This window comes from Oharaeibacter diazotrophicus, from assembly GCF_004362745.1.
Lineage (GTDB): Bacteria > Pseudomonadota > Alphaproteobacteria > Rhizobiales > Pleomorphomonadaceae > Oharaeibacter > Oharaeibacter diazotrophicus.
On sequence record NZ_SNXY01000013.1, the window covers coordinates 20,072 to 44,844 of the forward strand.

At 72.0% G+C, this 24,773-nt stretch carries 25 protein-coding genes; 3 read left to right on the top strand and 22 right to left on the bottom strand.

All coding sequences use genetic code 11. The features are described 5' to 3' along the window. Positions 1–95: 95 nt before the first annotated feature. The 11 genes from EDD54_RS22105 to EDD54_RS22155 form a co-directional block, all read right to left on the bottom strand. Positions 96–842, bottom strand: a complete 747-nt coding sequence (locus tag EDD54_RS22105) for a nucleotidyl transferase AbiEii/AbiGii toxin family protein (protein ID WP_126542069.1) — start codon at positions 840–842, stop codon at positions 96–98. Between the two features lie 57 nt (positions 843–899). Then, positions 900–1,100 (bottom strand): hypothetical protein, encoded by a 201-nt coding sequence (locus EDD54_RS22110; protein WP_207620439.1) that lies wholly within the window; start codon positions 1,098–1,100, stop codon positions 900–902. A 134-nt stretch (positions 1,101–1,234) separates the two neighbouring features. Then, a complete protein-coding gene (locus EDD54_RS22115; RefSeq protein WP_126542067.1) occupies positions 1,235–1,930 on the bottom strand; it encodes a DUF1345 domain-containing protein in 696 nt (231 codons plus the stop codon). A gap of 67 nt (positions 1,931–1,997) precedes the next feature. Beyond that, positions 1,998–2,315: a putative quinol monooxygenase gene (locus EDD54_RS22120; RefSeq protein ID WP_126542066.1), complete on the bottom strand. Its 318-nt coding sequence runs from the start codon at positions 2,313–2,315 to the stop codon at positions 1,998–2,000. Then, entirely contained in the window at positions 2,315–3,829 is a 1,515-nt protein-coding gene (locus EDD54_RS22125; RefSeq protein ID WP_126542065.1) for an amidase, read from the bottom strand. Before EDD54_RS22125 ends, EDD54_RS22120 begins: the two co-directional genes overlap by 1 nt. An 85-nt stretch (positions 3,830–3,914) precedes the next feature. Then, a complete protein-coding gene (locus EDD54_RS22130; protein ID WP_126542064.1) occupies positions 3,915–4,616 on the bottom strand; it encodes an ABC transporter ATP-binding protein in 702 nt (233 codons plus the stop codon). Further along, positions 4,613–5,341 carry an ATP-binding cassette domain-containing protein gene (locus EDD54_RS22135; RefSeq protein WP_126542063.1) on the bottom strand — a complete coding sequence of 243 codons (729 nt, stop codon included), beginning with the start codon at positions 5,339–5,341 and terminating at the stop codon, positions 4,613–4,615. Before EDD54_RS22135 ends, EDD54_RS22130 begins: the two co-directional genes overlap by 4 nt. 2 nt (positions 5,342–5,343) lie before the next feature. Beyond that, positions 5,344–6,393, bottom strand: coding sequence for an ABC transporter permease subunit (locus tag EDD54_RS22140; RefSeq protein ID WP_126542062.1), 1,050 nt, complete (start codon positions 6,391–6,393; stop codon positions 5,344–5,346). Then, positions 6,393–7,259: a branched-chain amino acid ABC transporter permease gene (locus EDD54_RS22145; protein WP_126542061.1), complete on the bottom strand. Its 867-nt coding sequence runs from the start codon at positions 7,257–7,259 to the stop codon at positions 6,393–6,395. The genes EDD54_RS22140 and EDD54_RS22145 overlap by 1 nt, the downstream gene beginning before the upstream one ends. 149 nt (positions 7,260–7,408) lie before the next feature. Next, the gene (locus tag EDD54_RS22150) at positions 7,409–8,647 is read right to left on the bottom strand and encodes an urea ABC transporter substrate-binding protein (protein ID WP_126542060.1); all 1,239 of its coding nucleotides are present in this window, start codon (positions 8,645–8,647) and stop codon (positions 7,409–7,411) included. 153 nt (positions 8,648–8,800) lie between these two features. Further along, entirely contained in the window at positions 8,801–9,853 is a 1,053-nt protein-coding gene (locus EDD54_RS22155; RefSeq protein ID WP_126542059.1) for a substrate-binding domain-containing protein, read from the bottom strand. A 215-nt stretch (positions 9,854–10,068) separates the two neighbouring features. Between EDD54_RS22155 and EDD54_RS22160 the strand changes: the two genes are divergently transcribed. Beyond that, positions 10,069–10,494, top strand: a complete 426-nt coding sequence (locus EDD54_RS22160; protein WP_126542058.1) for a MarR family winged helix-turn-helix transcriptional regulator — start codon at positions 10,069–10,071, stop codon at positions 10,492–10,494. Positions 10,495–10,547: 53 nt separating this feature from the next. On the opposite strand, the gene EDD54_RS22165 is transcribed toward EDD54_RS22160, so the two are convergent. The 10 genes from EDD54_RS22165 to EDD54_RS22210 all read right to left on the bottom strand — a co-directional run bounded on the left by EDD54_RS22165 (position 10,548) and on the right by EDD54_RS22210 (position 20,634). Continuing rightward, positions 10,548–11,375 (bottom strand): urease accessory protein UreD, encoded by an 828-nt coding sequence (locus tag EDD54_RS22165; protein WP_166653480.1) that lies wholly within the window; start codon positions 11,373–11,375, stop codon positions 10,548–10,550. Continuing rightward, entirely contained in the window at positions 11,372–12,004 is a 633-nt protein-coding gene (gene ureG / locus EDD54_RS22170) for an urease accessory protein UreG (RefSeq protein ID WP_126542056.1), read from the bottom strand. The genes EDD54_RS22165 and ureG overlap by 4 nt, the downstream gene beginning before the upstream one ends. Next, a complete protein-coding gene (gene ureC / locus EDD54_RS22175) occupies positions 12,001–13,707 on the bottom strand; it encodes an urease subunit alpha (protein WP_126542055.1) in 1,707 nt (568 codons plus the stop codon). Before ureC ends, ureG begins: the two co-directional genes overlap by 4 nt. Positions 13,708–13,724: 17 nt before the next feature. Beyond that, positions 13,725–14,417 (bottom strand): urease subunit beta, encoded by a 693-nt coding sequence (locus tag EDD54_RS22180; protein ID WP_126542054.1) that lies wholly within the window; start codon positions 14,415–14,417, stop codon positions 13,725–13,727. Between the two features lie 31 nt (positions 14,418–14,448). After that, positions 14,449–15,117 (bottom strand): urease accessory protein UreF, encoded by a 669-nt coding sequence (locus EDD54_RS22185; protein ID WP_126542053.1) that lies wholly within the window; start codon positions 15,115–15,117, stop codon positions 14,449–14,451. Beyond that, positions 15,107–15,652 (bottom strand): urease accessory protein UreE, encoded by a 546-nt coding sequence (gene ureE, locus EDD54_RS22190; RefSeq protein ID WP_126542052.1) that lies wholly within the window; start codon positions 15,650–15,652, stop codon positions 15,107–15,109. Before ureE ends, EDD54_RS22185 begins: the two co-directional genes overlap by 11 nt. A gap of 448 nt (positions 15,653–16,100) precedes the next feature. Then, positions 16,101–17,075, bottom strand: a complete 975-nt coding sequence (locus EDD54_RS22195) for a sugar-binding transcriptional regulator (RefSeq protein ID WP_126542051.1) — start codon at positions 17,073–17,075, stop codon at positions 16,101–16,103. Further along, complete coding sequence (locus EDD54_RS22200) at positions 17,056–17,892, bottom strand: alpha/beta fold hydrolase (RefSeq protein ID WP_126542050.1); 837 nt, start codon at positions 17,890–17,892, stop codon at positions 17,056–17,058. Before EDD54_RS22200 ends, EDD54_RS22195 begins: the two co-directional genes overlap by 20 nt. Before the next feature lie 2 nt (positions 17,893–17,894). Continuing rightward, a complete protein-coding gene (locus tag EDD54_RS22205; RefSeq protein WP_126542049.1) occupies positions 17,895–18,137 on the bottom strand; it encodes a lipoyl domain-containing protein in 243 nt (80 codons plus the stop codon). Positions 18,138–18,168: 31 nt separating this feature from the next. Continuing rightward, positions 18,169–20,634 (bottom strand): alpha-ketoacid dehydrogenase subunit alpha/beta, encoded by a 2,466-nt coding sequence (locus EDD54_RS22210; RefSeq protein ID WP_126542048.1) that lies wholly within the window; start codon positions 20,632–20,634, stop codon positions 18,169–18,171. A 159-nt stretch (positions 20,635–20,793) separates the two neighbouring features. Here EDD54_RS22210 and xylB point away from each other — a divergent pair, with 159 nt between their 5' ends. Continuing rightward, positions 20,794–22,269, top strand: coding sequence for a xylulokinase (gene xylB, locus EDD54_RS22215; RefSeq protein WP_166653481.1), 1,476 nt, complete (start codon positions 20,794–20,796; stop codon positions 22,267–22,269). A 192-nt stretch (positions 22,270–22,461) separates the two neighbouring features. Continuing rightward, positions 22,462–23,451 carry a bile acid:sodium symporter family protein gene (locus tag EDD54_RS22220; protein ID WP_126542046.1) on the top strand — a complete coding sequence of 330 codons (990 nt, stop codon included), beginning with the start codon at positions 22,462–22,464 and terminating at the stop codon, positions 23,449–23,451. A gap of 19 nt (positions 23,452–23,470) precedes the next feature. Here the strand turns inward: EDD54_RS22220 and EDD54_RS22225 are convergent, their stop codons facing one another. After that, positions 23,471–24,697, bottom strand: a complete 1,227-nt coding sequence (locus EDD54_RS22225) for an NAD(P)/FAD-dependent oxidoreductase (RefSeq protein WP_126542045.1) — start codon at positions 24,695–24,697, stop codon at positions 23,471–23,473. Positions 24,698–24,773 lie beyond the last annotated feature (76 nt).

Below are 24,773 nucleotides of genomic sequence, written 5' to 3' on the forward strand. Positions count from 1 at the left end.
AACCGATAGCGGCTCGCAATTTCGTTATTCGCTCGGATAACGACTCGGGGAGGCTCGGCAACGATGTCGCACGCCCCGGTCACGGCGGGAACGGTTCAGGGATCCCGAGGGATGGCGGTCGGATGGACGTCCGCGAGTTCCAGGTCGGGCCACGCCGCCGCGGCCGCGTGCCGGAACGCCGACACGGCCCGTCGGGCGACGTCGAAATCCATCAGAAGCACCGCCGCCGCGCGGCGGAGTTCCTTCTCTTCGGCGAGGATGCCGACGACCGAGGCGACCTTCCTCGGGATCTCCGTGCCGTAGGCCCGGGTGGCCTTCTCGACGGCCGCGTCCGGGATCCTGCCGCCGTTGGCCATGCAGAGACGGCCGAGGTCGATGGCGTCGCGGTAGGCGAAGGCCGGATCGAGGCATCGGTCGGCGTTGGCGAGCAGCTTCTCGGCGAACTGGTCGTGCAGGTCCAGGACCGGGACACGGAGCATCGCGTTCGGCGAACCGCCAAGTGGAATCCGCGCCTCGCGCACGATCTCGAACCTGACGGGCTGCCCCTTCCAGCCGATCACCGCCCGGATGCCGTACTGATCGGCCCTGAACGCGCGCAATGTCTCGACCTCGATGCGGAAGAACGCCGGCGCGCCCCGGCCGATCGCCGCCGTTCGGAGCGTGCGGTAGCCGTCGACGTCGTCGCAGAGGAAGTCCACGTCGAGCGACCGGCGGTACTCGCCGTTCGCCAGGACGATGGCCGTGCCGCCGGCGAAGAAGCAATGATTGTCCAGGAGCCACTGCGCGTCCATGGACGCCAGGACTTCGGCGATGAGAGTGTGTTCCGGCCTGACGAAGTTCATGGCCATCTTCGCGGAAACGTCGAGGGCGAGGGCCGCGCATCCGGCCGGCGTCCACGATCAGGCGAGGAACTGTCCCCGGCCGTAATCGGCGACGAGCCGCCGAATGAGCGTCGTCTCGCGATCGGTCAGCCGGTCACGGTCCACGAAACGCCAGTAGCGCTCGTAGAGGGTCAGTGCATCACGCGGGTGCATCGGCCGATCAGGATCGCCGTTCCAGACCAGAGCGGCGAGCTCGGGGAACTCGGTCGGAACGATCATGGGCAAGGGCTCGGCCGTCATGGACCCAATATAATCGTCCGTCCCCGCCTCGTCCATCCGACGGCCCGGCCGCGCGCCACCCCGCGACCCGGTCCGATAAGGGATCTTATGGAACCTCGCGCCCGCCTGCGCCCTCAGATCAGGCTGGCGCCGACGTTGATGGCGAGCGCCAGCACGGTGGTGTTGAAGAAGAACGACAGGATGGTGTGGCCGAGCACGACGCGGCGGAGCCGGCGCGAGGCGACGGTGACGTCGGAGGTCTGCGAGGCCGCGCCGATGGTGAAGGAGAAATAGAGGAAGTCGAAATAGTCGGGCTCGGCGATCTCGTCGGGGAACACGAGGCCCTCGCCGTCGCGCGGGGCGTAGAAGGCGTGGGCGTAGTGCAGCGTCATGATGGTGTGCAGCACGAACCACGACACCAGGATGGTGAAGGCGGCGAGGCCGACGCGCAGGCCCTGCTCCTCCGGGGCGGCGTCGTGCACGCCGTGGAGTTCGGCGCCGATCGCGACCAGACTGACCACCGCCGCGGCGATGGTCAGCAGCAGGATCACCCATTCCGCCTCGTCCTCGACGGCGGCGCGCCGGCGGATCCGGCCGACGTCGGAGCGCAGCATGGCGTAGCCGGTCAGGGCGAGATAGACGACGCCGCCGAGGTCCCAGGCGAACAGCAGCCGGGTCGAGGCGGCGTGCTCGCCGGTCGGCGCCGCGAAGGCGACGACGCCGGCGATGATGCCGGCGCCGAGCCGGCGGCGCAGCAGGGCCGCCGCCAGGAAGCGCCGCGGCCAGCTCCGCGCCGGCGTCGTCCGTCCCGATGATCCGCCCGCCGTCATGCCGCCTCTCCGTCCGATCGCGGCGGAGAGGCGCACACGAAGCGGGGTCCCCGTCAAGCGCCGAGCGTCAAGCGTCCAGCGCCGGCCGGCCCTTGGCGGAGATCTCCTCGCCGATCACCAGCGTCACCGGGCCGTCGAGGAGGGGCTTTGCGATCGCGAAGAAGCGGGCGACCACGTCCGAGCCGTTGTGGAGGTCCATGGCGGCGCGGTCGACGAAGCGCTCGTAGGTGGTGAACACCGCGGGATCGGCCGGATCGCGCCCGACGAAGAAGTCGAGCGTGCCCGGCTCGTTCGCCGCGACGTGGGCGGCGACGTCGAGGAGCGCGGCGCCGAGCGCCGCCTCCCCGCCCGCCTTGGCCCGGATGACGGCGGTGATCACCGGCATCAGAAGGTCTTCCAGTCGCCGTCGGACTCGAAGGCGCTCGCCGCCTGGTAGATCGTCGCCTCGCCGTAGTCGCGCGCGACCAGCATCAGGCCGACCGGCAGCCCCTCGGACAGGCCGCAGGGGATCGAGATCGCCGGATGGCCGGTGACGTCGAAGGGCGAGGTCGAGGCCACCATCTCGAAGGCGCGGGCGCAGATCTCCTCCAGCGAGGCGTCGGGGCCCGGCAGCGGGGTGGCGACGCAGGGCAGCGTCGGCATCAGCAGGAGGTCGTAGGCGCCGAAGGCGGCGTCGTAGGCCGCCTTCATCCGGCGGGCGAGGTTCTGCGCCTTGGCGTAGTAGCGCCCGCGATAGTGCTCGATGCCCCACATGCCGACGAACATCGACAGCTTCAGCGTCTTGGAGAGCTCGTCGGCGCGCTCGCGCCAGGCCGAATGGGCGTCGATCAGACCGACGTCGTAGCGGCCCTTCCAGTTGAAGCCCATGCCGTTGCCGAGCATCATCTGGGCGACGAGGCCCTCGAGGGCGATCGGGCCCCAGACCGCGGCGGTCAGCGGGTGCTCGGGGATCGAGATCTCCGTTACCTCGGCGCCAAGGGCGGCGAAGCGTTCGGCGCCGGCCTTGACCTTGTCGACCACGCCGGCGGTCATGTTCGGGGTCGTGAAGCCCTCGGCGAGCACGCCGATCTTCAGGCCCTTGACGCCCTTGCCGAGCGCCTCGGTGTAGGCCGAGAGCTTCGGCGCGTACTGGCGCGGGTCCATGCCGTCGGGGCCGGCGAGCACCTCGAGCATCAGCGCGTTGTCGGCGACGGTGCGGGTCATCGGGCCGGTGTGGTCGATCGTCGATTCGATAGGCATCACGCCGGTGTAGGGCACGAGGCCGTGGGTCGGCTTCAGGCCGACGATGCCGCAGTAGGAGGCCGGGATGCGGATCGAGCCGCCCTGGTCGCCGCCGATCGCCATGTCGACCTCGCCGGCCGCCACCAGTGCCGCCGAACCCGACGACGAGCCGCCGGCCGAATAGCCGTGCTTCATCGGGTTGTGCACCGGGCCGGGCTCGGAGGTGTGGCTGCCGCCGGAGAGGCAGAAGTATTCGCAGGTCGCCTTGCCGACGATGGTGGCGCCGGCGTCGAGCATGCGGGTGACGATGGTGGCGTCGGCGGTCGGCACGAAGCCTTCCAGCGTCGAGGCACCGTTCATCATCGGCACGCCGGCGAGCGCGACGTTGTCCTTGAGCACGACCGTCCTGCCGGCGAGCTTGCCGGTGGCGGCGCCCTTCACGGTGCTCTTGTAGTACCAAGCGTTGTACTTGTTCTCTTCGCCGGACGGACGGTAGCCCGGCGTGCGCGGGTAGGTCACCACCGGCACGAAGTCCGGCAGCGCGTCGACGACGTCGTAGGCGTCGAAGCTCCCGCCCATCAGCGGCAGGTATTCGGCGGCCTCGGCCTCCGACATCGTCATGCCGAGGCCGGCGGCCATCTCGGCGACCTGGGCGGCGCTGGGTCTGGTAATGGGCATGGGTCTTCCTTTCTCGAACGGGCGAGCGGTGGATCGTAGGGGGTGGAGCGGGGTGAGCCGGCGCGCGCGACGCGCCGGCGGGCGGTCAGGCGGCGGCCATGCCGACGTGTCCCGCCAGGAGATCGGCGCGGTCGACCTCGCCGGTGATGCGGCCCTTCTGGATGTGCAGCACGCGGTCGGACAGCGAGGTGATGAACTCGAGGTTCTGCTCGACGATGATGATCGAGAGGTCCCAGCGCTTCTTGAGCGCGAGCAGGGTCTCGATGATCTCCTCGATGATCGAGGGCTGGATACCTTCGGTCGGCTCGTCGAGCAGGATCAGCTTCGGCCGCATGCAGAGGCACCGGGCCAGCGCCAGCAACTGCTGCTCGCCGCCCGAGAGCGCGCCGCCGCGGCGGTCGAGCAGGCGGACGAGGCGCGGGAAGTCCGTGAGCACGTCCTCGATCACCTTGGGATCCTCTTGCCTTGCGCTGGCGAGGCCCATGCGCAGGTTTTCGTGGACGGAGAGCGCCGGGAAGATCTCGCGGCCCTGCGGCACGAGGCCGATGCCGAGCCGGGCGCGTTCGTGGGTCGCGAGCTTGGAAACGTCGCGGCCGTCGAAGGCGATGCGGCCGCCGGTCGCCGGCAGGGCGCCGACGATGGTGCGCATCAGCGTCGTCTTGCCCATGCCGTTGTGACCGAGGATGCCGAGATATTCGCCCTTGGCCATCGCGAAGTCGACGCCGGTCAGGATCGGCACGCGGCCGTAGGCGGCCTTGAGGCCGGAGACGGTGAGGAGCGTGGTCATGCCGCCACCTTCTTGCCGAGATAGACGTCGCGTACCCGCTGGTCGGCGAGCACGGTGGCGCAGTCGTCCTCGATCAGGATGCGGCCCTGGTGGAAGACGGTCACGGTCTTGGCGATCATCTTGATGAACTCCATGTCGTGCTCGACGACGACGATGGCGCGCGACTGGTTGATCTCGCGGATGATCTCGCCGGTGCGGAAGGTCTCGTCGTCGGTCATGCCGGCGGCGGGCTCGTCGAGCAGGATCAGCTGCGGGTCGCCGGCGAGCACGGTGCCGATCTCGACCCATTGGCGCTGGCCGTGGGAGAGCGTGCCGACGATGTCCTCGGCGCGGTGGGTCAGGCGGATCTTGTCCAGCACCTCGTCGACCATCGCCTTGATCGTCTTCGGCGTGCCCTTGCGGCGGGCGGCGAGCCAGACGTTCTCGCGCACGCTGAGGCCGTTGAAGACGTTGGGGATCTGCGTCTTGATGCCGACGCCCATGCGGGCGATCTCGTGCGAGAGCTGGCCGGCGATCGGCTGGCCGCGGAAGGCGATCGAGCCGGAGGTCGGCGTCAGCTGGCCGGTCAGCATCTTGAAGAAGGTGCTCTTGCCGGCCCCGTTCGGGCCGATCAGGCAGCGCAGCTCCATCTCGCCGAGGCGGAAGGAGACGTCGTCGTTGGCCACCACGCCGCCGAAGCGCATGGTGAGGTTCTTGGTTTCGAGCAGCGGGACGAGGTCGGGCATGGTCACTCGGCTCCCTCGGTCTGCGGGGCGGCGGCGGGCGGCGTCGGCCGGCGGCGTTCGGAGGCGAAGCGGGCGATCTTCAGGGCGAGTTCGCGGGCGGTCGGCACGAGGCCCTTCGGCAGCAGCAGCACGAAGGCGACCAGGATGACGCCGAGCACGAGATAGGAGTTGAACGCCTGCTGCGAGCCGATCTGCGAGTTGAGATACTGGATCAGGAAGCAGCCGACGATCGGACCGACCAGGGTGCCGAGGCCGCCGATGGTGATCCAGATGATGATCTCGGCCGACAGCGACAGCGAGAAGATCGTCGGGCCGACGAAGGCGCCCCAGTTGACGTAGAGCGCGCCGGCGAGACCGGCGATCGCGCCGCCGAACACGAAGACCAGCAGTTTGACGAGGCGCGGGTCGTAGCCGAGCAGCGAGGCGCGGACCTCGTTCTCGCGCACCGCCACCGCGACCCGGCCGAACGGGCTCGCCAGCACGACGCGCAGCAGCACGTAGACGCCGATCAGCACGCCCGCCGTCACGTACCACGACTGTTCCGGCGACAGGATCGCGGCGGGGTCGTAGGGCATGTTGAAGGTCGGCACGGCCGGGATGCCGTTGAAGCCGCCGAGCCGGGCGCTGCCGATGGCGTATTCGTCGCCGGCGGTCGAGTTGACCACGTTGAAGAGGATCAGCGTCACCGTCAGGGTGATGACGCCGAGATAGACGTCGCTGATCCGGCCGTAGAACACGAAGTAGCCGAGCGCGGCGGCGAACAGCGCCGGCAGCACGATCGCCAGCAGGATGGCGTTGGTGCTGTCGCCGAAGTTGATGGCGGCGACGGCGTAGACGTAGGCGCCGAGGCCGAAGAAGGCGGTCTGGCCGAAGGACAGGATGCCGCCGTAGCCCCAGATGAAGGCGAGGCTGAGCGAGAGCACCGCCATGGCGGCGAACAGGGTCACCTGCATCAGCGTGAAGAGGTCGAGCCAGTTCGGCGCGATCGCGGTGACGTAGACGGCGACGAGGACGAGCGCCGCCTGGAGGACGTGGCGTTGGGCTGCCGTCATCACAGGGTCCCCTTGAAGAAGCGGCCCGAAATGCCCTGGGGCAGGAGGCGGATGAGGATGATGGCGGAGAGGAACAGGATCACCTCGCCGTAGACCGGCGTGGTGAAATAGGCGCCGAGCTGGTTGACGAAGCCGAACAGGCCGGCGGCCGAGAGCGTGCCGGACAGGATCGCCGCGCCGCCGCCGACCACGGTGATGAAGCACTTGGCGACGAAGGCGCCGCCCATCACCGGCGTGATGCCCGAGACCGGGGCGAGCAGGCCGCCGGCGAGGCCGGTGACGGCGGCCCCGAGCGTGAAGGTCGCCATGTAGATCCGCGCCGGATTGACGCCGAGGGCGGCGGCCATGCCCGGGTTCTGCATCACCGCGCGGGCGATCAGGCCGAAGCGGGTGCGGCGCAGCACGACGTAGACCAGGGCGCACATCACGCAGGCCATGGCGAACAGGAAGATCGTGTACCAGCTCGAGCGGTAGGCGCCGATCGAGAAGCCGCCGAGCGGGGTCGGCACGCCGTTGATGGTGTTGCCGAAGATCGTGGTGACGACGCCGATCAGCGTCAGGCTCAGCCCCCAGGTGGCGAGCATGGAATCGACGAGGCGGCCGTAGAGGAAGCGGATCAGGCAACGCTCCACCACGAGGCCGACGAGCCCGGTGAAGAGCGGCGCCACCACCAGCATGGCGACCCAGATGTTCAGGCCCGCGTTGGCGCTGACCACGGTGGCGTAGGCACCGAGCATCACGAACTCGCCGTGGGCGAGGTTGATGATGCGCATCATGCCGAAGATGATCGCCAGACCGAGGCAGAGGAGGAACAGCGCGGAGGCGCCGTTCAGCACGTCGAGCGCGAGGATGATCGCGATTTCCATGGGCAGCGGTCCGCCTGTGCGAGGGACGGGGGCCGCGGTCGGCGGCCCCCGGGTCCGGAGCGCCCCCGGGGAGTGGGGGGAAGGGGCGCCGGCCGGACGGACGGGACACCGCGGCACCCCGGACCCGCCGGGGCGCCGCGGGGCCGGGCTCAGATGTCGATGACGTACTGCTGGTTGTCGGCCGGGTTCTTGATCAGGTCGCAGACGCCGGCGGTGTCGAGCGGCTTGGCGTCCGGATAGGACTCCAGAACCGACCACTTGCGGTCCTTGACCGAGGCCAGGAAGGCGTTGCGCACCACGTGGTGGGTGGCGTGGTCGATGGTGACCTTGCCGCTCGGGCCGTCGAAGGAAATGCCGGTCTCGAGCGCCTCGATCACCGCCATGCGGTCGAGCGAACCGGCCTTCTTGACGCCCTCGGCCCAGAGGTAGAAGCCCTCGTAGGTCGCCGCCGCCAATTCGGAGATGTAGGGGATGTCCGGCGACTGCATCTTCAGCTTCTCCACGTAGGAGGTGCTCGCCGGCGTCGTCAGCTCCTCGAAGTAGCCGTAGGCGCCGAGGATGGCGTCGCTCTCGGCGGCGTCGAGGGTCGAGGGCTCGTTGACGAGGCCGAAGGTGGTCGAGGCGATCGGGATCTGGCCCTTCATGCCGGCCGCGGTCCACTGGCGGTAGAAGGCGGTGTGGTTGCCGCCGACGAGGGCCGAGAGGATCAGGTCCGGCTTGGCGGCCTGGATCTTGGAGATGGTCGGGCCGAAGTTGGTGACGTCGAGGGGGAAGAAGTCGACCGACAGCGTCTCGCCGCCGTTGTCCTTGACGTATTTCTGCATCCACTTGGCGGTGATCTGGCCGTAGTTGTAGTCGGCCGCGATGATGTAGGCCTTCTTGCCCGACTTCGACATCGCGTAGGGCACCAGCTTCTCCACCGTCTGGGCCGGCGTCGTGCCGGTGCAGAAGGTGTTGCGGTCGCACACGCCGCCCTCGTAGAGCGTGTTGTAGAAGTAGAGCACGCGGAAGCGGTCGAAGGTCGGGCGGATCGCCTCGCGCGAGGCCGAGGTGATGCCGCCGTGGACGACCGCGACCTTGTCCTTCAGCGCCAGCTGCTGGGCATATTGCGAATACATCTGGATGTTGGACTGGGTGTCGTAGTGCACCAGCTTCAGCGGCCGGCCGAGCAGGCCGCCGGCGGCGTTGATCTCGGAGATGCCGAGCTCGAGGCTCTTCACCATCGGCACGCCCGAGGTGCCGATCGGGCCGGACTGGTCGTGCAGGCTGCCGACCAGGATGGGATCGTCGGCGCCGAAGGCACCGCGGGTCAGGATGGCGGGGGCGGCGACGAGCGAGGCGGACGCGGTGAGCGACGTCGTCAGGAAGCGGCGGCGATTGATGGCCATGGAGGATCCCTGCGTGAGAGGCCGGCGGACACGAGGGATATTTGAAACAGCAATATTTGATTTCGACTAGATGATAGATTGTGCGGTGCGGGAGGAAGCCTTGTGCACCTGCCCGTTCTCGCGCCATGCCCAGCGACGTGGCGTCCTCCCCGGTCAGAGCCGGTCGATCACCGTGAAGTCGTAGCCGTCGACGCGGGCGAGGTGGATCGGCCGCCGGCCGCCGGCGCGCGGGGCGTCGTCGAGGGCGCGGGCGGTGCGCCGCTGCGGCGCCGCGCCGACGTGGCGCAAGAGGTCGGCCGGGCGAAGCGTGCCCGCCGCCTCGGCGAGCGCGGCGAGGCAGTGGACGCCCTCGTAGCAGGATTCCCCGAAGCCGTTCGGCGGCGGCGGGCTGTCGCCGTAGGCCGTGTGGTAGCGCTCCAGGAAGGCGCCGTTGCGCCGCGACTTCAGCGTCGAGAAATAGGCGGCGGCGACGTAGAGGTTCTCGGTGGCGTTCTCGTCGAGGCCGTAGAGCACGGTCTCGTCGATCGCCGAGGAGAAGCGCAGCATCCGCCGGGCGAGGCCGGCGGCGGCGAAGGCGCGGTTGAAGGCGATGGCGTCGGCGCCGAGGAAATAGGGCAGCACCACGTCGGCGCGGGCGGCGCGGATGCGGTCGAGCACGCCGTCGAAGTCGGTGCCCTCGAGCGGCAGGTACTCCTCCCCCACCACCTCCCCGCCGGCCTCGCGGATCAGCCGGCGCGCGGTCGAGAAGGTCGAGCGCGGCCAGACGTAGTCGCTGCCGCACAGGAAGAAGCGCCGGGCCCCGCGCGCCCCGGTCAGCCAGCGGGTCGCGGCCGACAGCAGTTCGAGCGAGGTCTCGCCGGTGGTGACCACCGACGGGTCGGTCTCCCAGCCCTCGAACTGCGGCGTGTAGATGAACGGCACCCGCCGCCCGACCGCCCAGGCGACCGCGCGCCGGGCGTAGCTCGGGAACATGCCGACGATCGCGTCGGCGCCGTGGACCTCGATCGCACTGCCCGCGGCCTCCGCCGCCGCCGCCGGCGAGGTGCCGATGTTCAGCACGTCGAGCGCCACCGGCCGGCCGAGAAGGCCGCCGGCCTCGTTGAGTTCGCGCACGGCGAGGGTGGCGCAGGCGACCGCCGACGGGCACCACAGCCCGGCCGGGCCTTCCTCTGCGGCGAGGAGTGCGATCCTGAGGGGGCGCGGCATCGGGTGTGCCTCCTGTCGCGGCATTGCGCCCGTCGACCGACACTTGGCGAAGCAAGGACGATGCCAGCCACCGCGCCGGCACGGGAACCGACGGGCGGTCCCGCGGATTCCCCGAACGGATCACGCGTCCGTGCGGCTGCGGACCGCCGCGACCCTTGCCGGACCCCCGGCTCAGGTTGTATGCCTGATCAATATTTGAATTGCGAGCCTATCGGATGACCACCGCGCCCACCGGCGACACCGTCGACCTCATCCAGCTGTTCGGCGGCGTCAACCGCCAGCTCGAGCAGATCCTCGCCGCGCGCCTGAAGCCGGCCGGCCTGTCGGTCGAGCAATACTGGATCCTGCGCGCCCTCGCCCGCCGCGACGGCCTCGCCATGGGCGAGCTGGCGCAGAAGCTGGTGGTCGATTCGCCGACGCTGACCAAGATGATCGACCGTCTGGTCGCCAGCGCCGACGTCTACCGCGGCCCCGACCCGCACGACCGCCGCAAGGTGCTGGTCTTCATCTCCGACAAGGGCCGCGCCCGCTTCGAGACCCTCGGCGGCGACGTCGAGGACGTCGCGTCCGGCCTCGGTGACAAGCTCGACCCCGCCACCGTCGACCGCCTGCGCGGCTTCCTCGCCACCATCCTGTCCTGATCGGGGCGCGGCGCCGGACGTCGGTCGATTCGCGGCGGGCGCCCTCCCCCGGCTCAGAACCGCCGCCGCGACGGCGACGCCCCCGTCAGCGCCGTCCGCGCCGCGGCCCAGGCCGCCGTCACGGCCGTCCGCATCGCCCCGCCGTCGGCGGCGGCGATCCGGAGCGCCACCCCGGCCCCGCGCGGCAGCGCGCCGGCGCCGGCGTGGACCGGCAGCCCCGCCACCGCCGCCTCCAGCGCCGCCGCGAGCGCGCCGTGGCCGCCCTCCCCCGACGGTGCCAGCACCGTCAGCGCGCCGTGCGCGGTCAGCCCCGCCGCGCCGCCGAAGCGGTTGGGCGGGCCGTCGAGGCGCTGCCGTTCGTCGAACAGAACCCGGCCGTCCGGCCGGCGCACCGTCAGGCGGGCGGCGTAGAAGCGGAACGGCCGGCCGGCCGCCTCGGGGTCGTGCACGGAGAAGCCATCGGCGAGCACGGCGATCCCGTCCGGGTCGACGGTCGCCGCGACCTCCTGGTCGAGCGCCGATCCCGGCAGCAGGATCCGCGGCGCCGGCAGCCATTCGAGCAGCCCGCCGGCCGCGACCCGGAGCGTCACCGTCTCGCGCGCCACCGCGCCGCCGACCGTGCGGTTGGCGGTCATCGCCGCCGGCGTCGTCACGTGGGCGCTGGCGCCGGGCCCCACCGTCACCGCCTGCGCCAGCACGTCCTCGCCGAGGATCGCCCCGGAGGCCGACTGCACGATCGCGGTCAGCACGTCCGGATGGTGTTCGTCGAGCCGGAAGGCGCGCGTCAGCACGAAGGGATAGCGTGCGCGCCGGCGCGTCAGCCGGGTGCCGGCCGAGGGGTGGCGGTCGAAGACGAGGTCGAGCGCGGGATCGGCGGTCACGAGCGGAACAGCACCTCGCGCTCGAGGTGGTCGGCGACGGCGTCGACGCCTTCGCCGCGCCGGCAGTTGGTCACCAGCACCGGCCGGCCGCCGCGCACCGCCCGCGCCTCGGCGAGCATGCGGTCGAGGTCGACGCCGACGTGGGGCACGAGGTCGGCCTTGTTGACCACCAGGAGATCGCAGCGCACCACGCCCGGCCCGCGCTTCCTCGGAATGTCGTCGCCGCCGGCGACGTCGATCACGAACATCCAGAAGTCGGTGAGGTCGCGCGAGAAGGTCGAGGCGAGGTTGTCGCCGCCGCTCTCGATCAGGATCAGGTCGAGCCCGGGGAAGCGCCGCTCGAGGTCGTCGGCGGCCTCGATGTTCAGCGTCGGGTCCTCGCGGATCACCGTGTGCGGGCAGGCCCCGGCCTCCACCGCCGCCACCCGGGCCGGGTCGATCAGACCGGAGCGGCGCACCCGCTCGGCGTCCTCGTGGGTGACGAGGTCGTTGGTGATGACGGCGAGGTCGACGCCGCGGGCCGTGAGCGCCGCGATCAGCCGTTCCACCAGCGCGGTCTTGCCGGAGCCGACCGGCCCGCCGATGCCGACGCGCGCCGCCGGCGCCTTCCTGTCCGGGGCTCCGCTCATCGCAGCATGTACCGGCGGTTGAGCGGAACCTTCGCCGCGGGCGGACAGGTCAGCAGCCTTCCGTCGGCGCGCACCTCGAAGGTCTGCGGGTCGACCTCGATCGCCGGCAGCACCGCGTTCCGCACCATGTCGGCCTTGGTCAGCCGGCGCACGCTGCGGATCGGCACGAAGCGCTTGGCCGCGCCGAGCCGCTCGCGGGCACCCGACTCCATCGCCAGCGTCGACACGAAGGTGACGCCGAGATGGTGGCGGGCGGTGCCGAGCGCACCCCACATCGGCCGGTGGATCATCGGCTCGGAGCCGATCTGGCTGGCGTTGCCGTCGCCCATCGTCGCCCACACGATCTGGCCGCCCTTGATCACCAGCTGCGGCTTGGAGCCGAAGGCGTTGCGCGGCCACAGCACCAGGTCGGCCATCTTGCCGGGCTCGATCGAGCCGACGTGCTCGTCGATGCCGACGGCGATCGCCGGGTTGATCGTCAGCTTGGCGACGTAGCGCTTGATGCGCTCGTTGTCGGCGCGGGCGGTGGTCTCCTCCGGCAGGCGGCCGACGCGGTCCTTCATCACGCTGGCGAGCTGCCAGCACTTGGCGACGTTCTCGGCGAGCCGGCCCATGCCCTGGGTGTCGGTGGCGAAGCAGGAGATCGCCCCCATGTCGTGCAGGAAGTCCTCCGCGGCCATCGACTGCGCCCGGATCCGCGACTCGGCGAAGGCGACGTCCTCGGGCAGCTTGTAGTTCATCATGTGGGCGAGCATCGTCATCGGCACGCCCTCCTCCAGCGCATAGGCGGTGAAGGGGTTGGTCGGGTTGGTCGACGACGGGATCACGTTGGCCCAGGAGTTGACCCTGAGCAGGTCCGGCGCGTGGCCGCCGCCCGCGCCCTCGACGTGGTACATGTGGATGGTGCGGCCGGCGACGGCCGCCATGGTGTCCTCGCAGAAGCCGAACTCGTTGATGGTGTCGGTGTGCAGGTGCACCGCGAAGTCGTTGCGATCGGCGGCGATCAGCGAGCCGTCGAGCACGGCCGGCGAGGCGCCGAGGTCCTCGTGGATCTTCACGCCGAGCGCGCCGCCGGCGACGGTCTCCTCCACCGCGTCCGGGTCGGAGGCGCCACGACCGAGGAAGCCGAAGTTGAGGCAATAGTGGTCGCAGGCGCGGATCAGCCCGCCGAGCACGTTCGGGCCGGAGCAGCTGGTGTCGAAATTCGGCCCCGGCGACATCCCGATCATGGTGGTGGTGCCGCCGGCGAGGGCGTGGTCGCACTGCTGCGGCGACAGGAAGTGGGCGTGGCCCTCGATGGCGCCGGCGGTGACGATCGAGAAGTCGCCGTGGACGCAGGTGGTGTTCGGTCCGGTGCGGAGCTCCGGGTGCACCCCGGCCATCACGTCCGGGTTGCCGGCCTTGCCGATGCCGACGATGCGGCCGTCGCGGATGCCGATGTCCGCCTTCACGATGCCGGCGACGGCGTCGACGATCATGGCGTTGTGGATCACCATGTCGAGCGCGCCGGAGGCGTAGGTCCCCGTGGTCTGGAAGCCCTCGCCGTCGCGCATCGACTTGCCGGCGCCGGTGGTGAGCTCGTCGCCGTAGACGGTGAAGTCGTGCTCGATCTCGGCGAGCAGCGAGGTGTCGCCGAGGCGGACGAGGTCGCCCGTGGTCGGCCCGTAGATCTCGGCGTAGGCCCTGCGGCCGATCATGACCATGTCGCGTCCCCTCCCCTTCAGGCGCCGAGATAACCGCGGGCGCGGGCGGTGCCGATCGCCTTCTCGAACGCGCCGGGGGCGTCGAGCGGGCCCTCCACCAGGCCGGCCTCGCCGCGCACCACACGGTCGCCGGCGATGGCGACGAGGTCGACGGTCTTCGGCACGCCCGGCTCGAAGCGGGCGCCGACGCCCGAGGGCACGTCGAGGCGCATGCCCCAGGCGCGGGCGCGGTCGAAGCGGAGCGCGCGGTTGACCTCGAAGAAATGGGCGTGGCTGCGGACCTGGACGTCGCGGTCGCCGGTGTTGACCACCTCGACCGAGACGCGGGCGCGGCCGGCGTTGAGTTCGAGGTCGCCGTCGGCGGTGATGATCTCGCCGGGCACGTCGCCCTCCACCGGCAGGGCGCCGGGGCCGATCGGGTCGAACACCACGATCATCTTGGTGCCCTCGGCGAAATTGCCCTCCACCGAGATCACCGGGATCATCTCGGCGACGCCGGGCTCGACGTCGTCGGTGGTGAGGAGGCGGCCGGCCATCTCCTGGATGTCGGTGTAGGCGATGTCGCGGCGGGCGGCGAGCAGCATCTCGTCGGCGATCAGCGCCACCGCCTCCGGGTGCGACAGCCGAATGCCGAGCCGCCTGTGGCGGCGGGCGAATTCGGCGGCGTTGAAGACGACGAGCCGTTCGATCTCGGTCGGCGTGAGGTTCATCGGGCGCGTCCCCCAAAGGATGGGTTGCGGGTCAGGTGGCGAACAGGCGGGCGTCGCGGCGGGCGTGGCGGCCGAGCGCGATGTCGGCGACCGGCGTGAACCCGGCCGGCTCGTCCGGCGCCGGGCGGGCGAGCAGGGCCGAGAGGCGCGCGCGGTTCCGCGCGGCCACGCCCTGGGCGGCGAGGTGGCCGAGGAGGCCGAGCCGGAGCGCCGCCGCGGCGACGCCCTGGACGAGGCTCCACGCCGACAGCGCCTCGGCGGCGGCAAGGTCGAGCCCGGCGAGGCGCCAGACCAGCCCCTGCGCCGGGGCGAGATGGCCGAGCTCGTCGTCGCCCTCGACACGGGCGCGCCACGCCGCGGCGTCGCCGCCGATCAGCCGGGCCTGGACGCCGAGGAGCGCCCGGCCCGCCCGGCGCGAGCCCGCCCGCACCGCCTCCGACCACGTCGCCACCTCGACCGCGCGGTCGACCGCGGCGAGGGCGTCGAGGTCCGGCGCCCCGTGGGCGCGGCCGAGGAAGACGCGGTCGAACCCGTTCCAGCGCTGCACCACGAGGTCGTCGAGGAAGCCCTCGACATCCGCCGCGGTCGCGACCAGACCGCCGGCCGCCAGCTCCTCCAGCCCCCAGGAGAAGGCGAATCCGCCCGAGGGAAAGGCGCTGTCGCCCTGCTGCAGGGCGATCAGGAGCTGTTCAGTCCCCATGGCCGTGCGGTCCGTGCGGGTGGGGATGGTGGTGGTGATGGTGCTCGTGGCCGTCCTCGCCGTGGCCGTGGTCGGGGCCCTCCGCGGAGTCGTCCGCGGCGACCGACACGGCTCCCTCGTCGATCAGGGCGGAGATCCGGGCAGTGTAGTCCGCGGCCGGGCCGTCGAGCAGCACGACGAGGTCGGCGCCGTCGAAGCGGACACGCCAGTGCAGGTGGCCGGCCATGAAGCCGAGCCGGAGCGCGGCGGCATCGTCGCGGGCGGAGAGGCGCAGGAGCCGCGGCGCGCCGGCGCGCACCACCACCGCCCGGTCCGCCCCGAGCGCCAGCACCGCGCCGTCGTAGAGCGTCTCGCCGCGCTCCAGCGACACCGCGCAGTCGGTGCCGCGATCGGTGACGGCGCGCAGCCGGCCGCGGCCGAGATCGGCCTCGGCGACGAACAGATACTCCACCGCGTCGGCGTGGGCGAGGTCGTGCAGGCGGTCGGCGAGCGCGGGATCGCGACGGTCCCCGACGATGCCGTGCAGGCGCAACATCCTGGAAACTCTCCGTTGTCCGGCGCGGACGACGATGCGGTCCGCCACGCCGGCCGCGCGAGATTGACCCGCCGGCGCCCCGCCGGACAAGTCCGTTCTTCCGGCACCCCCTGCCCGTCCGGCAGGCGGGCGGCCGGCCGGTAATCTACCCTCCCCCTCGTGGGGAGGGTCGGCGCGAAGCGCCGGGGTGGGGTGGTAGGCCACGGGCTCGACGCGTCGGGACACGTCGGAGCCGCGGAACCTCAACCCACTTCGCCGGCCTCCAGTCGTCGACCTGCCCGCCTCGGAGTCGCGTGCCTCCTCCGCGTTCGGCTTTGCCTCACCCCCAGGAGGGAGAGAATGGAGGCTGCACGGTCGCGGGTCTTCGTCCGACCGGGTGGAGAGGGGCCGCCTTGCAAGAGGGCGTCACCACGATCGCCCGCACCCGCCTGTCCGCCCCGCGCAATAGTCAGCCGCCGACGAGCCCGAGGATGCGGACGGCGGCGTGCTCGTCGGTGACCAGAGTGTCGCAGCCGAGCCGGCGGTGGGCGGCGAGGATCGCCTCGGCGCGGGCGGCGCCGCCGGTGGCGATCACGACGTGGTCGGCGCGCGCGACGGTGTCGAGACCGATCGACATCACCCGGTGGCGCAGCGGGTGGTCGATCGGTTGACCGTCGGTTGACAGGAAGTTGCACATGACGTCGCAGACGCAACCGGCCTCGGCGAGCTCGCGCAGCTCGTCCGCCGTCAGGAGGTCGCGCGACAGCGACGTCGCCGCCGAGCCGATGTCGCCGACGCTGACGACGGCGATGTCGAGCCGCTCGGCCATCCGCTCCAGCCGGTCGAGGCCGCAGCGGGTCATCAGCCGCTCGCGGGTCTCGGCGCTGTCGACGATCAGCGGGGCGGGGAACAGGAAGCAGGCGGCGCCGAGCTGGTTCGCCAGCCGCCAGGTGAATTCCTGCGGGTTGGTCACGCTGACCTCGACGACGCCGCCGAGCAGCGCCACCACCTTGGCGTTCTCCCGGCGCGGCGGGGCGAAGGTTGCGAGCGCCGCGGTCAGCGTCCGGCCCCAGCCGACGCCGATCGACATGCCGTCGCCGATCGCCCCGGACAGGAGCGTCCCGAGCGCGGCGCCGACCGCCTGGGCGGTGTCGTCGGCGCCGCTGCCGCCGGGTACCACGATCGCCTCGTCGAGCCCGAGCGCCCGCTCCAGGCGCACGCCGAGTTCGATCATCTCGCCGTCGCCCTCGGCGATGCCGATCTGGACCTCGTGCCGCTTCAACGCCTCGTCGAGCAGCTTGACCACGGTGGTGCGGGCGAGCCCGAGCCGATCGGCGATGTCCTTCTGGGTCAGGCCGTAGCGGTAGTAGAGCCACGCCGCCCGGAGCCGCAGCGACTTGGTGTCCTTCAGGGTGGTCTGACCGTCACGGGGCAGTTTCGCCATGGTCTTCCGTGGGTTGGGCGTCGCCTCCGACACCTTGTTCGGGACCTTGTTCGACACGTTGCAGGAACCGGACCAGCGCTTCGTTGACCGCCCGCGCGTTCTCCATGTGCGGCAGGTGCACCGCGCCCTCGACCACCACGACCTCGCCGCCGAAGGCGGCGAGACGGGCGGGATCGCGGGGCACGATCGTGTCGCCGTCGCCCCAGAGCACCAGCCGCGGCAGGTCGCCGGCGGCGACCGCTGCGGCGTGGGGCGCCAGTGCAGGGCCGATGCCGCCCAGCGTTCCGGCGAAGGCGCGGAGCGCCGTCCGCGCCCCCGGCACGGCGAGTTGTTCGAGCACGCGGGCGACCATCATGCGGTTGATCAGCCGCGGCCGCGCCACCAGCGTCCGCATCACCGCCTCGGCCGCCTCGGGCGTCTCGGCCGCGGGATAGAGGGTGAGGAAATCCGGGCTCACCGGCGCGCCGAGGCCGGCCGGCGCGATCAGCGCCAGCGAGCGGGCGAGATCCGGCCGGGTCGCGGCCAGTGTCACCGCGACCGCGCCGCCGAGCGAGTGGCCGACGAGGTGCACCGGCCCGAGGCCGGCGCCGTCGAGGGCGGCGGCCACCGCGGCGGCGGTCGCTTCCAGCGAGGCGTCGCCGCCGAAGGGCGCGGCGCCGTGGCCGGGCAGGTCGAGGGTCAGGACGGTCGCGACCCGTCCGATCTCGCCCTGGTTGGCGAGCCAGGACAGCCTGTCGGCGCCGAAGCCGTGCAGCAGCAGGGCCGGCGGCCCGTCGCCGCCGGCAGGGTGCAGGGCGAGGACGGGCGCACCGCTCATCGTCAGGCCGCCTCGATCACGCCGAGGATGGCGCCGACGGCGGCGATGTCGTCGGCCTCCACCTTGATTTCCTTGAGGATCCCGGCGGCGGGCGCCTCGATCTCCAGCGTCACCTTCGGCGTCGTCACCACCACGACCTGCTCGCCGGCGGCGACGGTGTCGCCGACCGCCTTCAGCCAGGCGTCGATCTGGGCTTCCTCGATCTCGTTGCCGAGCTGCGGCAGCACGATGTTCACGTCGCTCATGCGTTTCCTCCTCCTCGTCGTTTCCGCCCGGTCACAGGCCCTTGCGGGCGAGGGCGAGGTCGTCCCAGGTCCGGACGCCGCGGCGGTTGGCGCGGCGCCAGGAGAAGAACTCGCCCATCACCACGTCGACGATGTCGTGGGCCTGCGGGAAATAGGTGGATTCCATGTCGGCACCCGGCACGATCCAGTTCGGCGAGCCGATCACCCGCGGCGGCGCCTTCAGGTCGGAAAAGGCGAAGCGGGTGACGTTGGCGGCGACGGTCATCGGGAAGCTGCCACGTTCGGACGCCTCCGTCACCAGCACCAGCCGGCCGGTGCGCCGCACCGAGGCGAGCAGAGGCTCGTAGTCGAACGGGACGAGGCAGCGGGCGTCGATCACCTCGGTGGTCAGACCGTGGCTCTCCTCGAGCTCCTTCGCCGCCTCCAGCGCCGGATAGAGCGAGGGCCCGATCGTCAGGATGGTGAGGTCGTCGCCGGTGCGCTTGACGTCGGGCACGCCGGCGGGAACGCGGTAGTAGTCCGCGGGCACGCCGCCGTCGTGGAAGAACTCCGGGGTGTCGTAGAGGCGCTGGCTCTCGAAGAACACCACCGGGTCGTCGCCCGAAAGCGCGGTCGCCATCAGGCCCTTGGCGTCGTAGGGCGTCGCCGGGTAGAACACCTTCAGACCCGGGATGTGGGCGATCAGCGCCGTCCAGTCCTGCGAATGCTGGGCGCCGTACTTGCTGCCGACCGAGCAGCGCAGCACCACCGGCATCCTGAGTTCGCCGGCCGACATCGACTGCCACTTGGCCATCTGGTTGAAGATCTCGTCGCCGGCGCGGCCGATGAAGTCGCCGTACATCAGTTCGACGAGCGCCCGGCCGCCCTCCAGGGCGTAGCCGACGGCAGTGGCGACGATCGCCGCCTCGGAGATCGGCGAGTTGAACAGGCGGTCGTGCGGCAGGATGTCGGAGAGGCCGCGGTAGACGCCGAAGGCACCGCCCCACTCGCGGCATTCCTCGCCGTAGGCGATCAGCCGGCGGTCGTTCAGCATGTGGTGCAGGATCGCCTCGAACAGGCCGTCGCGCAGCGTGATCGCCCGCATCGCCGACAGCTTCTCGCCGGCCGGGCCGAGGCCGGTCCGGCTCTTCTTGGCGTTCTGGCGGATCCGGGCGTTGGCGGCGGGATCCGACAGCGTCGGCACCGGCTCGGCCGGGACGGGCCGCTCGACGTCGGAGAACATGGTCCGGCCGATCAGCACCGGGTCGGCGGCGACGTCGACGATCGGGGCGATCGCCGGATCGACGGCGGCGGCGGTGATCCTGGCGATCGTCTCGGCGACGTCGGCCTTCATGGTCGCGACCGCGTCGTCGGTGAGGACGCCGGCGCCGACCAGTTCGCCGCCGAAGCGCAGGATCGGGTCGACCGCGCTCCAGGCCTCGATCTCCTCCTTGGTGCGGTAGGCGTTGGCGTCGGTCGTGGAGTGGCCGGAGATGCGGTAGCACTCGACGTCGAGCAGCGCCGGGCCCTCGCCGGCGAGGAGCAGGGCGCGCTTGCGCGCCACCGCGTCGGCGACCGCCAGCGGGTTGGTGCCGTCGACGGTCTCGGCGTGCAGGGCGTCGACGTTGACCGCGGCGGCGATGCGCGACAGCCGGTCCCAGCCCATGGTCTCGCCGATGGTCTGGCCGCCCATGGCGTAGAAGTTGTTGTTGAAGAAGAACAGCACCGGCAGGCCGCCCTTGGGCTCGACGTCCCACAGGGTGCGGTACTGCGCCATGGCGGCGAAGTTCATCGCCTCCCAGACCGGGCCGCAGCCGGTCGAGCCGTCGCCGGCGGTCGCCATGGTTATGCCGCCGCCGCCGATCAGCTTGCGAGCGAGCGCGGCACCGGTGGCGATGCCGGCGGAGGCGCCGACGATGGCGTTGTTGGGATAGGCGCCGAAGGGCGGGAAGAAGGCGTGCATCGAGCCGCCCATGCCGCCGTTGAAGCCGTTCGACCGCATGAAGATCTCGGCGAGCAGGCCGAACAGCAGGAAGCTCTCGGCGAGCGCGGTCTCGTTTGCGCCGCCGAGGTTGGTCTCGACGGTCCGCAGGAGCGCCCCGCCCTTCCAGCCCTCCATCACCCCGACGAGGTCGGCGGCCGGCAGCCGGGCGATCGCCGACAGGCCCTTTGCGATGAACTCGCCGTGGCTGCGGTGGTTGCCGAAGACGTGGTCGACCGGCTCGAGCGCCAGCGCCGCGCCGACCGCCGCGCCCTCCTGGCCGATCGAGAGATGGGCGGGGCCCTTGTAGGCGTACTGGATGCCGGCATAGGCGCCGGTCGCCTTGAAGGAGGCGAGCATGGCCTCGAACTCGCGCACCAGCATCATGTGGCGCAGCACGTCCACCAGCGCGGCGTCTCCGCGCGCCGCGCGCTCCTCGGCGAAGGGCCGGGCGTAGGCGTGCACGGGGATCGCGGGGAACGCGAGCGTCGTCGCGCGCCGGGTCACGGCGGGATCGACGAACAGGGCCTTGGGCATGGACGGGTCCTCGGAGACGGCCGGGAGATTGGGATGGCCGGGACTATCCTCCGCGCCGGCCGCAGTGTCAATGACTTTTGACCGTCGTAACCATCATATGTCATGATGACGACGACGCCCGGCCGTGGGAGGATCGGGCGGGAGCGCGGGAGGCAGGGCTTGCACGTCGGCATCGATCTCGGAACCACGGCGACCAAGGCGGTGCTGGTCGACGACGCGGGCATCGTCGTCGCGCGCGCCGGCGCGGCCCACGACACCCTCCGCCCCGGCGACGGCCTGGCCGAACAGGACCCGGACGGCTGGATTCTCTCCGTGCGGGCCGCGCTCGCCGGACTGCGCGAAGCCGCTCCCGCCGCCTTCGCCGCCGCCCGCGGCATCGGCTTTTCCGGCCAGATGCACTCGCTGGTCGCCCTCGACGCCGCCGACCGGCCGGTCCGGCCGGCGCTGCTGTGGAACGACGGTCGCGGAACCGCGGCCTGCGCGGCGCTGACCGCGGCGGTGCCGGACGTCGCCGCGATCACCGGCGTCGCCGCGATGCCGAGCTTCACCGCCGCCAAGCTGGTCTGGCTGCGCGACGAAGAGCCGGACGCCTTCGCGCGCACGGCGCACGTGCTGTCGCCGAAGGACTTCGTCCGGCTGTGGGCGACCGGCGAGCGGGCGACCGACATGTCGGACGCCGCCGGCACGCAGCTGTTCGACCAGCGTGCACGGGACTGGTCGCCGGCGATGCTCGCCGCGGTCGGCCTCGATCCCGCCCGGCTGCCGCCGCTGCTCGAGGGCATCGCCCCGGCCGGGACGCTGCGCGCCACCGTCGCCGCCGAGACCGGCCTGCCGCCGGGCCTGCCGGTGGCGGCCGGCGGCGGCGACACGCCGGCGGTCGCGATCGGGCTCGGCTGCACCGCGCCCGGTTCGGGTTTCCTCTCGCTCGGCACCGGCGGCGTGCTCCTGACGACCCGCGACCGCTACGACGGCCGCGGTCACCCGACGGTCCACGACTTCGCCCACGCCCTGCCCGGCCGCTGGTACCACATGGCCGGCCTCTCCAACGGGGCGAGCGCGCTCGCCTGGGCGGCGCGGCTGGTCGGGGCCGCCGACGTCGGCGAGCTCCTCGCCCGCGTCGCCGCCCGCCATGCCGGCCCGTCGCGGGTGATGTTCCTTCCCTATCTCGCCGGCGACCGCACCCCGCACGCCGACGTGCACCTGCGCGGCGCCCTGTTCGGCCTCGGCGAGGCGACCGACGCGGTCGACGTGGCGCAGGCGGTGATCGAGGGGATCGCCTTCTCGGTGCGCGAGGCCGACGACCTGATGGCCGCGGCCGGCGGCCGCTGCGAGCGGCCGGCCTTCGTCGGCGGCGGTGCGCGCAGCGCGCTCTGGGGCCGGATCCTCGCCACCCTGCTCGGCCGGCCGCTGGTCCGCCTCTCCGACGGCGACCATGCCGGCGCGCTCGGCGCCGCCCGTCTCGCCGCGATTGCCGGCGACGCCGACGCGATCCCGACGGTCGCCCGGCCGCCGGCCGCGGTCGACGAGTTGGAACCCATCGCCGCCATGGCCGCGGCCTACGAGGACCGCTTCGCGCTGTTCAAGACGCAGTTCGCCGCCGTGGCGACATACGCGGCGGGGACCGTGCCGGGCTGACCGAAGCGCCATCCATCCCGCGACACGGCCGCTCGCTTCGCCCGGCCCCTCCTGGTGGCGGGGACGAACGGCGGCTTCGAGCGATCGCCCGGCGCGCGGCCCGGCCCGTCCGGGACCGCTTCCCGGCCGGCACGGATCCTGTATGGTCGCGGGCCGACCGAACCGCCCACGACGAGGGACCAGGACCGCCGCATGCTCGCCCGCCTCAGGATCGACCCCTATCTGATCGCGCTCGCCGCCACCGTGGCGCTGGCCTCGGTGCTGCCGGCGACCGGCGCGGCCGCGCCGGTGGTCTCCACCGCCACCGACCTCGCCATCGCGCTCCTGTTCTTCCTCTACGGCGCGCGGCTGTCGCCGCAGGCGATCCTGGCGGGCATCACCCACTGGCGCCTGCAGTCGGTGATCCTCGTCTCGACCTATCTGCTGTTCCCGCTGCTCGGCCTCGCCCTCGCGGCGCTGGTGGGAGGCCGGGTGTCCGGGCCGCTCGCGACCGGGCTGGTGTTCGTCTGCCTGCTGCCGTCGACGGTGCAGTCCTCGATCGCCTTCACCTCGATCGCGCGCGGCAACGTGCCGGCCGCGCTCTGCGCCGCGTCGGTCTCGAACATGCTCGGCGTGGTGCTGACGCCGGTGCTGGTGGCGCTGGTGCTGCACGCCGACGCCGGTTTCTCGCTGAAGGCCTTCCGCGACATTGCGGTGCAACTGCTGCTGCCCTTCGTCGCCGGCCAGCTGGTGCGGCCCTGGCTCGGCCCGCTGCTCGCCCGCCACAAGAAGGCGATCGGCTACGTCGACCGCGGCTCGATCCTGCTGGTGGTCTACGAGGCCTTCGGCGCCGGCGTCGTCGCCGGGATCTGGAGCGAGATCGGCGGCGCCGACCTCGCGATCGTGATCGCCGTCGACGTGGTGCTGCTCGCGGTCGTGCTGGTCGCCACCACCTTCGCGGCGCGCGCCCTCGGCTTCTCGAAGGCCGACGAGATCGCCATCGTGTTCTGCGGCTCCAAGAAGAGCATGGCGAGCGGCATCCCGATGGCCGGCATCCTGTTCCCGGCCGCGACCGTGGGTCTCGTGGTGCTGCCGCTGATGCTGTTCCACCAGATCCAGCTGTTCGCCTGCGCCTTCCTCGCCCAGCGCTACGCCGCGCGGCCGGCCGAGGAGGCGCCGGCCGAGGTGGTGTCCGGGGGCTGAGGCTCGGTCGGGCGCCCGCTCAGGGCCGGCCGGCGGGCAAGAGCGTCTTGAGGTCGACCGCGGGGTCGGCGACGGCGGCGGGGTCGGGCGAATGGCCGGCCTCGATCATCCGGCGCGCCGCCATGAAGGCGCGGGCGTCGTCGACGGCGTCGACCGCGAGCAGGCGGTCGCCGGCGTAGTACCAGAACGACACCGCGCCCTCCTTGCCGCCGGGGCGGGCGACGACGCGATCGTAGCCGGTGCCGAGGCCGGCGATCTGCAGCTTGGTCTCGAACTGGTCCGACCAGAACCACGGCTTCGGCACGTAGGGCTTCTCGGCGCCGAGCAGGTTGGCGGCGACGGTGTCGGCGTGGTCGATGGCGTTGGGCACGCTCTCGAGCCGGATCCGGCGGCCGTCGTGCGGGAAGCTGGCGCAGTCGCCGCAGGCCCAGACGTCCGGCGCCGACGTGCGGCCGAGGGCGTCGACGGCGATGCCGTTGTCGATCGCGAGCCCGGCGGCGGCGGCGAGGTCGGTGGCGGGGGCGACACCGATGCCGACGACGACGAGGTCGACGTCGAGGACGCGGCCGTCGGCGAGGCGGGCGCGGCGGACCGTGCCGGCGTCGTCGCCCTCGAGGCGGTCGAGCGCGGCGCCCTCCAGGATCTCGACGCCGTGGCGGGCGTGGAGCGCGCGGAAATGGCCGGCGGTCTGCGGGGACGCCACGCGCTGCAGGATGCGCTCGGCGCGCTCGAGCACGGTGACGTGGAGCCCGCTCGCGGCCGCGACGGCGGCGGCCTCGAGGCCGATGTAGCCGCCGCCGACCACCAGCAGCCGCCGGCCGGGACGGAACTCCGGCTCGAAGCGGTCGACGTCGGCGAGCGTGCGCAGGGTGAAGACGTTGCGAAGGTCGCCGCCGATTGCCGCCGGCAAGGCGAGCGGCCGCGCGCCGGTGGCGAGCACCAAGGCGTCGTAGCCGAGCCGCTCGTCGCCGATCTCGACGACACGCTCGGCCGGGCGGATCGCGGTGACGCGAGTGGAGACACGGAGGTCGACGCGGCGGTCGGTCCAGAACGCCTCGGGGCGCAGCAGCAGCCGCTCGCGGTCGAGCTTGCCGAGCAGGTAGGCCTTGGAGAGCGGCGGACGCTGGTAGGGCGCGCTCGCCTCGTCGCCGATCAGGGTGATCCGGCCGGTGTAGCCGAGGTCGCGCAGCTTGGCGACCAGGGCCGCACCGGCCTGCCCGGCTCCGACGACGACGACGTGCTCCATGACCCTCTCCACGACCCGCTCCACCATCCCGGACGCCCGGCGCGCGCCGCCGACGCGCCGGACCCTAAGCCGGGAC

Bases quoted from the DNA above. Each gene is read 5' to 3' on its own strand.
- EDD54_RS22105 (WP_126542069.1), bottom strand. From the start codon at position 842: ATGAACTTCGTCAGGCCGGAACACACTCTCATCGCCGAAGTCCTGGCG.
- EDD54_RS22110 (WP_207620439.1), bottom strand. From the start codon at position 1,100: ATGATCGTTCCGACCGAGTTCCCCGAGCTCGCCGCTCTGGTCTGGAAC.
- EDD54_RS22115 (WP_126542067.1), bottom strand. From the start codon at position 1,930: ATGACGGCGGGCGGATCATCGGGACGGACGACGCCGGCGCGGAGCTGG.
- EDD54_RS22120 (WP_126542066.1), bottom strand. From the start codon at position 2,315: ATGCCGGTGATCACCGCCGTCATCCGGGCCAAGGCGGGCGGGGAGGCG.
- EDD54_RS22125 (WP_126542065.1), bottom strand. From the start codon at position 3,829: ATGCCCATTACCAGACCCAGCGCCGCCCAGGTCGCCGAGATGGCCGCC.
- EDD54_RS22130 (WP_126542064.1), bottom strand. From the start codon at position 4,616: ATGACCACGCTCCTCACCGTCTCCGGCCTCAAGGCCGCCTACGGCCGC.
- EDD54_RS22135 (WP_126542063.1), bottom strand. From the start codon at position 5,341: ATGCCCGACCTCGTCCCGCTGCTCGAAACCAAGAACCTCACCATGCGC.
- EDD54_RS22140 (WP_126542062.1), bottom strand. From the start codon at position 6,393: ATGACGGCAGCCCAACGCCACGTCCTCCAGGCGGCGCTCGTCCTCGTC.
- EDD54_RS22145 (WP_126542061.1), bottom strand. From the start codon at position 7,259: ATGGAAATCGCGATCATCCTCGCGCTCGACGTGCTGAACGGCGCCTCC.
- EDD54_RS22150 (WP_126542060.1), bottom strand. From the start codon at position 8,647: ATGGCCATCAATCGCCGCCGCTTCCTGACGACGTCGCTCACCGCGTCC.
- EDD54_RS22155 (WP_126542059.1), bottom strand. From the start codon at position 9,853: ATGCCGCGCCCCCTCAGGATCGCACTCCTCGCCGCAGAGGAAGGCCCG.
- EDD54_RS22160 (WP_126542058.1), top strand. From the start codon at position 10,069: ATGACCACCGCGCCCACCGGCGACACCGTCGACCTCATCCAGCTGTTC.
- ureG (WP_126542056.1), bottom strand. From the start codon at position 12,004: ATGAGCGGAGCCCCGGACAGGAAGGCGCCGGCGGCGCGCGTCGGCATC.
- ureC (WP_126542055.1), bottom strand. From the start codon at position 13,707: ATGGTCATGATCGGCCGCAGGGCCTACGCCGAGATCTACGGGCCGACC.
- EDD54_RS22180 (WP_126542054.1), bottom strand. From the start codon at position 14,417: ATGAACCTCACGCCGACCGAGATCGAACGGCTCGTCGTCTTCAACGCC.
- EDD54_RS22185 (WP_126542053.1), bottom strand. From the start codon at position 15,117: ATGGGGACTGAACAGCTCCTGATCGCCCTGCAGCAGGGCGACAGCGCC.
- ureE (WP_126542052.1), bottom strand. From the start codon at position 15,652: ATGTTGCGCCTGCACGGCATCGTCGGGGACCGTCGCGATCCCGCGCTC.
- EDD54_RS22195 (WP_126542051.1), bottom strand. From the start codon at position 17,075: ATGGCGAAACTGCCCCGTGACGGTCAGACCACCCTGAAGGACACCAAG.
- EDD54_RS22200 (WP_126542050.1), bottom strand. From the start codon at position 17,892: ATGAGCGGTGCGCCCGTCCTCGCCCTGCACCCTGCCGGCGGCGACGGG.
- EDD54_RS22205 (WP_126542049.1), bottom strand. From the start codon at position 18,137: ATGAGCGACGTGAACATCGTGCTGCCGCAGCTCGGCAACGAGATCGAG.
- EDD54_RS22210 (WP_126542048.1), bottom strand. From the start codon at position 20,634: ATGCCCAAGGCCCTGTTCGTCGATCCCGCCGTGACCCGGCGCGCGACG.
- EDD54_RS22220 (WP_126542046.1), top strand. From the start codon at position 22,462: ATGCTCGCCCGCCTCAGGATCGACCCCTATCTGATCGCGCTCGCCGCC.
- EDD54_RS22225 (WP_126542045.1), bottom strand. From the start codon at position 24,697: ATGGAGCACGTCGTCGTCGTCGGAGCCGGGCAGGCCGGTGCGGCCCTG.